General features: G+C 67.4%; 5 protein-coding genes. 1 reads left to right on the top strand and 4 read right to left on the bottom strand.

The annotated features are described in order from the left end of the window. On the bottom strand, window positions 1-500 hold a 500-nt coding region (locus QZT59_RS18750), incomplete at its 3' end, for a hypothetical protein (protein ID WP_290819429.1). A gap of 228 nt (window positions 501-728) precedes the next feature. Here QZT59_RS18750 and QZT59_RS18745 point away from each other — a divergent pair. Beyond that, complete coding sequence (locus tag QZT59_RS18745; protein WP_290819427.1) at window positions 729-1,763, top strand: NADP-dependent oxidoreductase; 1,035 nt, start codon at window positions 729-731, stop codon at window positions 1,761-1,763. Between the two features lie 29 nt (window positions 1,764-1,792). Here the strand turns inward: QZT59_RS18745 and QZT59_RS18740 are convergent, their stop codons facing one another. The 3 genes from QZT59_RS18740 to QZT59_RS18730 all read right to left on the bottom strand — a co-directional run bounded on the left by QZT59_RS18740 (window position 1,793) and on the right by QZT59_RS18730 (window position 6,312). Continuing rightward, entirely contained in the window at window positions 1,793-2,641 is an 849-nt protein-coding gene (locus QZT59_RS18740; RefSeq protein ID WP_290819425.1) for an alpha/beta fold hydrolase, read from the bottom strand. 169 nt (window positions 2,642-2,810) lie between these two features. Beyond that, a complete protein-coding gene (locus tag QZT59_RS18735) occupies window positions 2,811-5,018 on the bottom strand; it encodes a TRAP transporter permease (RefSeq protein WP_290819423.1) in 2,208 nt (735 codons plus the stop codon). Between the two features lie 193 nt (window positions 5,019-5,211). Beyond that, on the bottom strand, window positions 5,212-6,312 hold the full coding sequence (locus tag QZT59_RS18730) for a TAXI family TRAP transporter solute-binding subunit (RefSeq protein ID WP_290819421.1): 1,101 nt from the start codon (window positions 6,310-6,312) through the stop codon (window positions 5,212-5,214). Window positions 6,313-6,470 lie beyond the last annotated feature (158 nt).

Below are 6,470 nucleotides of genomic sequence, written 5' to 3'. Positions count from 1 at the left end.
GTACGCCGAGCCATCTCGACGATCGTTCGCTCCTCGGACTCGTCGTAGGACGCCCCCAGCGCGATGAGGAAGCCGACCATCGCGGTCACGAGCGCGATGGCGCCGACGGCGACGATGCCGACCGAGAACAACGGCCCCGACAGGACCTGCGCGGAGGTCAGGAGCGCCGTCGCCGTCACGGCCGCGATCAGCGCGAGCAGGCGCCCGAAGCGGCCGGCGTCGAACCCGCTCGCGGATTCGCTGGCGCCGGTGTCGACGATCTCGTTCAGGACGCCGGCGTACTCGTCGTCGCTCACGGCGTTGCCGAGCGAGTGGATCGAGTGGGCGACCCACAGTCCGGCGGTGAAGTTGAGCAGCGCGACGAACGAGACGAGGCCCAGCTGTCCCCCGACGAGCAGCCCCACGAGGATCGCGTTCGCGAACGCGAGCACCATGATCCCGTGGATCGCGAGCGATCGCGTTCCGAAATCTTCGAGCGTGGCTATGTGTGCAATTCTCATACAAGACGTAGGCCTCCAGCGGGTATAAGCCTGGACCCTTACGGCGTCCGACCCGGTGCCGTCGCGAGCGCGTGAGTCGGGCGCCGTTCGCGATCTCGCGGTGCTCGCGCGTCGCTCGCGGGTTGTTCCTCACCGTTCGCCCGTCCGAGGCCTCGCTCGCGCTCGGCCTCGCTCCCCCCGAACCGCCGCTACCGAAGCTCCCTTTCCGTCGCCGGTCCAATGGCGAGCATGGTGAATACGGAGACGAACCGCGTGTTCACGCTGGCTCGGCGCCCGACCGGTACTCCCGACGAAGACGTCTTCGAGCTCGCGGAGGAGCCGATCCCCGAGCCCGGCCCGGGCGAGGCGCTCGTCCGGACGCTGTACCTGTCGGTCGACCCGTACATGCGCGGGCGGATGCGCGAACGGGACTCCTACGCCGACTCCTGGAACGTCGGCGAACCGCTCCGGGGCGGGGTCGTCGGCGAGGTCGTCGAGAGCAACGGCGCCGGGTTCGACGCCGGCGACGTCGTCATCGGCAACCTGCACTGGGCCGACTACGCCACCGCACCGGGGACGGCGCTCTCGGCGGTCGACCCCGATCGCGCGCCGCTCTCGGCGTACCTGGGAGTTCTCGGGATGCCGGGCCGAACCGCCTACTTCGGCGTCCGGGAGGTCGCCCGGCCGCAGGCGGGGGAGACGTTCGTCGTCACCGGCGCGGCCGGCGCAGTCGGCTCGGTCGCCGGTCAGCTCGCGAAACTGAACGGCGCCCGCGTCGTCGGCTTCGCGGGCTCCGAGGGGAAGGTGGCGTTCCTCGAGGACGAACTCGGCTTCGACGCGGGCATCAACTACGCGACGACCGACGACTACGCGGCCGCGCTCGACGCGGCCGCTCCCGACGGCGTCGACGCCTACTTCGACAACGTCGGCGGCGAGATCACCGACGCGGTTTTCACCAGACTGACCGTCGACGCCCGGGTCGCCGTCTGCGGTCAGATCGCCCTCTACAACGCGACCGAACTCCCGACCGGTCCCCGTAAACTGGCGACGCTCATCGAGACGCGAGCGACCGTCGAGGGCTTCCTGGTCAGCGACTTCGGCGAACGGTTTGGCGAGGCGACCCGGCAACTCGGCGAGTGGGTCGCCTCCGGCGAACTCCGGTATCGCGAGACCGTGACCGAGGGGCTGGAGAACGCGCCCGACGCCTTCGTCGGTCTCTTCGAGGGCGAGAACGTCGGTAAGCAGCTCGTCGCGGTCGGCGATCGGGGGCAGGCCGGCGAGTAACCGCTCGCGGCGAGCTCCGTCGCCAGGTCTCAGTACGCGTCGTCGAGAAACGCTCGCAGTCGCTCACAGAAGTATTCGGGACGCTCTTCGGGTATCCAGTGACCCGCGCGCTCGAGGACCTCGCCCCGCACGTCCGCGGCGACCGCCTCCATGTCCTCGATCGCCAGTTCGCCGAACGATGCCTCGCCGCCGAGAGCAAGTACGGGACTCTCGAGCGGGTCCTCGGCGTGTTCGCGGTTGTGCTCGGCGTCGGTCTCGTAGGCGCGGTAGTACTCGAAGCCGCCCCGGAGGCCGCCCGGTGACGAGTAGCAGCGACGGTACTCCCGTCGAGCCTCATCGTCGATCGCGGAGGGGTCGTAGGCGCCCTCGCGGTAGAACCACGACAGGTACAGCTCCTCGCGACCCGCCACCAGCCGCTCCGGAAGGTCTCGAACCTGGTGAAATCGGGTGTGCCAGAGCTTGCGCTTCCGGTCCTCGTTGATGCCGGGAAGACCCGCCTCGAGGGTCGCGAGGGCGCGGACCTCCTCGCGATACTGCGCGGCGTACGCGTAGGCCGTGGGCATCCCCCAGTCGTGACCGACCAGGGCGATTTCCTCGAAGCCGAGGTGGGCGACCAGCTCCCGGACGTCGGTCGCGACCGTCCGTTTGTCGTAGCCCGACGCGGGTCGCTCGGAGTCGCCCATCCCGCGGAGGTCGGGCGCGACGACGGTGTAATCGGTCGCGAACTCGGGGACGACGTGACGCCACTCGTACCACGTTTGGGGCCAGCCGTGCAAGAGGACGAGCGCCGGCCCGTCCCCCGCGGTCACGTAGTGCAATTTGACGCCGTTGACCCGTGCCAGCCCGTGTTCGAGGTCGATCTCGTCGCGTTCGCTCATGTGGCCGTATTTTCACCCGCCCGTATCACTGTTCGGCCCGGCCACGGAGACGGCCCGACGCTCGATCCTTCGGGCAGTCGCCGACGGTCGTTCGTTCGACGGGGCGGTCGCCGACGAACGGCAGCGTCGGCGCGCCGAAGATCGACGGCCGAACGACCGTGCGAGCGCGCTAGTCCGAGACGGTCGGATCCCGAACGCCGTCGACGTCGTAGCCGATCAGATACCGCGCCCGCAGTAGCGAGGCGACGATCGCCGTCGCCCCCGCGGCCTGTATCACCGCTCCCGCGGTTCCGGGCACGATCGCGCCGAACATCGCCGCGAAGCCGGTCCCCGCGTAGAGCACCCGAACCGGTCCGGAGAGGTCGCGCGCCCCGTCGAATCCGACCGTCGCGACGATGAGACCGATCGTGCCCGCCAGGACGACCGGGAACGCGAAGACCGTCGCGGACGTCCACCGGATGAGGCTGTCGTTGACGACGAACGCGAACGGGATGACGAAGCCGGGCGCACCGATTCGCAACGCCTGCAGACAGGCGGCCATGAAGCTCGTGCCGGCGATCCGCGAGCCGACGGCGACCGAGATCGCCACCGGCGGCGTGATCGCAGAGAGCATCGCGAAGTAGAAGACGAACATGTGCGTCGTGATGTCCGGCACGCCCAGTTCCGTGACCGCCTCGGCGATCAGGAACGCCACGAGTATGTACGCCGCGGGAGTCGGCATCCCGAGGCCGAAGGCGATGCTCGCGATCATCGCGAGCACCAGGACGAGCGCCAGCCCGCCGGTGACGCCCAGAACCGTCACGTCCGCGAACCCGATGATGCTCGCGCCGAGTCGGCCGGTCAGACCCGAGGTTTCGAGCAGTTCGACGATCAGTCCCATCGCCGCGAGGACGCCGACGAGCGGCGCCATCTCCAGGCCACCCTGGCTCAGACCGTTCGACGTCTGTCGGGTGATCGAGTTGACCTCGTAGCCCCGATCGAGGGCGCCGTTGGCCACCCTCGCACCGACGTTTTTGAGGATCACCACGCCGATCAACGTCGCGATCGTGTACAGTCCGGCGGTCATCGGCGTGTACCCGAGGTAGACGAGCGTGAATAGCAACACGGCGAGGGGGAGCGCGAAGTGGGCGCCCCGTTTCAGCACGCTCCAGTCGAACGGCGAGAGATCCTGGGACGTCCAGCCGAACTTGAGGATGGTGAAGTGAACCGCGACGCCGACGCTCAGATAGAACAGCGCCGCCGGGAGCGCCCCGGCCCGGACCACGTCGAGGTACGGCATGCCGATGATGTCCGCCATCAGAAACGCGGCGACCCCCATCACGGGCGGGAGCATCTGCCCCCCTGCCGATGCGACCGCCTCGATCGACGCCGCGAAGTCGTCGCGGACGCCCTGGTCCTGAATCATCGGGATCGTGAAGCTCCCGGTCGTGGCGGTGTTGGCCGCCGCGCTGCCGGTGATCGATCCCATGATCATGCTCGAAACGACCGCGATCTGGACGACGCCCGTCCGGAGCGTCCCGCCGAGTTCCGTGCCGACGACCCGGATGAAGTCCATCAGCCCGTAGGCCTTGGCGATCCCCGCGAACATGATGAAAATCGCCACCCAGGTCGAGCCGATCCCCATGATCGTGCTGTCGAAGATGCCGGAGTGGACGCCGAGTGCCCCCTCCTCGATGATGCCGAGCCAGTCGTCGCCCGTGTGTCCCAGCATACCGGGGAGCGCGGTGCTCACCGACTCGTGCATGTAGAAGATCGCGAAGACGGCGACGGCGGCGATAATCCAGCCGAACGCTCGGCGCGTCGCGTCGGTCACGATGACGATGAGCGCGAAGCCGACGACGTGGTCGACCGTCGTGAATCCGAGGAGGAACGCGTCTCCGTCGAGCCGGTCGAACGCCGCGAAAACGTACGCCGACGCGACGATCGAAACGACAGCGAGCCCGATCGCGACGTACGGATCGACCCTGCCCCACTTCACCGTGAACGAGCGGATCGTTCCCGAGAGCCGGTCGTGCGTCACGCCGAGGTCGTCGAGCAGGGACCTCGTTTCGGGCGTTTCCACGACACGCTCGTTGTCTTCGTCGGTCGGGACCTCCTCCGCCGGCGCCGCGTCACCGAACTGGGTGCGAGCGAAATCCAGGTAGTAGACGGCGAGCCCCCAGCCGGTGAACAGGACGACGTACTCCGCTCGCTCGGCGAACAGGAACGGGCCGGGGACGAGGGGCCGTAGATCGAACCCAACGACGGTCAGGTTAGTCAGGATGAAAACCGCGTAGTAGATCGTCAGTAACGTAAACGTGGCCGCCATCACGTACGTGACAACGTCGAGTAGTCGGAGCGGCGTCGGCCGATCGCTGCGGGTGTCGTGTTCGGTCATCGCGTCTCAGGTGCGGGCCTCGGTCGGACGGTGCGGGCCTCGGTCGGACGGTGCGGGCCTCGGTTGGAACGTGTGCCCGCTTCCGAGGGAGGTACCGATGTGACTCCGCGGCCCCGGGGGAGCGGAACGTCCCTCTCGGAAACGGACCGGAGCTCGATCGTCGAATCGGGCGGCTGACCCGACCATCGATGGGTCACTCACCGAGTGCGTGTTCCAGCGCGCGTTCGAGACCCGGCGCCGTCCCGGATCCGCTCGGCGTCGGTGAGACCGTCATCCCGGCTTCGATGTCCGAGAGCGACTCGAGGTCCAGATCGTTCGTGATGAAGAACCACGGCAGGTCGTAGTAGTGGAAGATCTGCGTCAACTCGAAGTCGAGTTCGTCGAAGGGTTCGACACCGTCGCGGAACTCCCGAGCCGTCCAGTTCTGGAGGAAGCCCATCTCGATGTCGCCGGATGCGATGTCCCCGATGTTCTCCGCCGTGCCGTCGCTGGTCTGTGCCTCGATAGAGAGGTCGTCGAGGTAATCGTTCATCACCGCGGCCAGCGCCTCGTTTGCGGCGTGGCCCGTCGTGCCCTGCTCAGAGGTCTTCATCCGGACCGTCTCGGCGTCCAGCTGCTCGTCGGGCTCGTCGGCCCGCTCCCAGGAGTCGTCCCAGACGTTCAGCTCCTCCTCGTAGAAGTCGGCGGCAGCCGGGTGGAACGGGATCCCCTCGTACGGGTTCTGGACCCAGAATTCGGGATCCTCGTGGAAGGCGAAGATGCCGAACTCCGCCGCCAGGTCCTCGCGTGCGTCCCACATCGTCTCGAGGAACGTCCGGACGACGTCGTAGTCGAGCTCCGCGCGTGCGGTGAAGTTGTACGAGAACGTCGGGCACGCCAGCTCCCCGGGAACGTGGACGTCCTCGTCGTCGGATCCCTCGATATCGTCGGTGTCGAGGTCCTGAATGAGGAGCGTATCGTCGTCCTCCCACGCATCCTTGGTCTCGTCGGTGACGTCGAGCACCCGTATTTCGTCTACCGACGCGATGGCCTCCTGCAACCACCCCGGCGTGATCGTAAAGTTCATCAGCGTTCCGACGCCGACGTCGAGGCGACCTTCGTTGAGTGCCCCGCCCTGCTCCGCGAAACTCTCGCTCACCCGTTCGTACCCGCCCCCGTCTCCATCGTCTCCGTTATCGAGGCAGCCGGCAACTGCCAGGGCCGCGCCCGCTCCCGCCACTTCGAGGAACCGTCGACGCGTGCGGACGCCACCTCCCTTATTATAACGTACTACCATGTACAAGTGTGTGTGCATACGTCCGCTTAACTATACCGGCGATATGGTTAACAGAATGTGATTTGAACTCGGTTCGCAGGAACGGAGTGCGCTCGAGGACCGCTCGAGGTTGCGATCTCGTTGCCGTCGATCACGAAACGTTCGCGACGGCAATGCCGCCTCCCGGATTTGAACCG

Source organism: Halovivax sp. (assembly GCA_007119345.1).
Taxonomy (GTDB): domain Archaea; phylum Halobacteriota; class Halobacteria; order Halobacteriales; family Natrialbaceae; genus Halovivax.
Note: the sequence above shows the minus strand (reverse complement) of the source record. Positions and strands in the feature narration are given on the sequence as shown.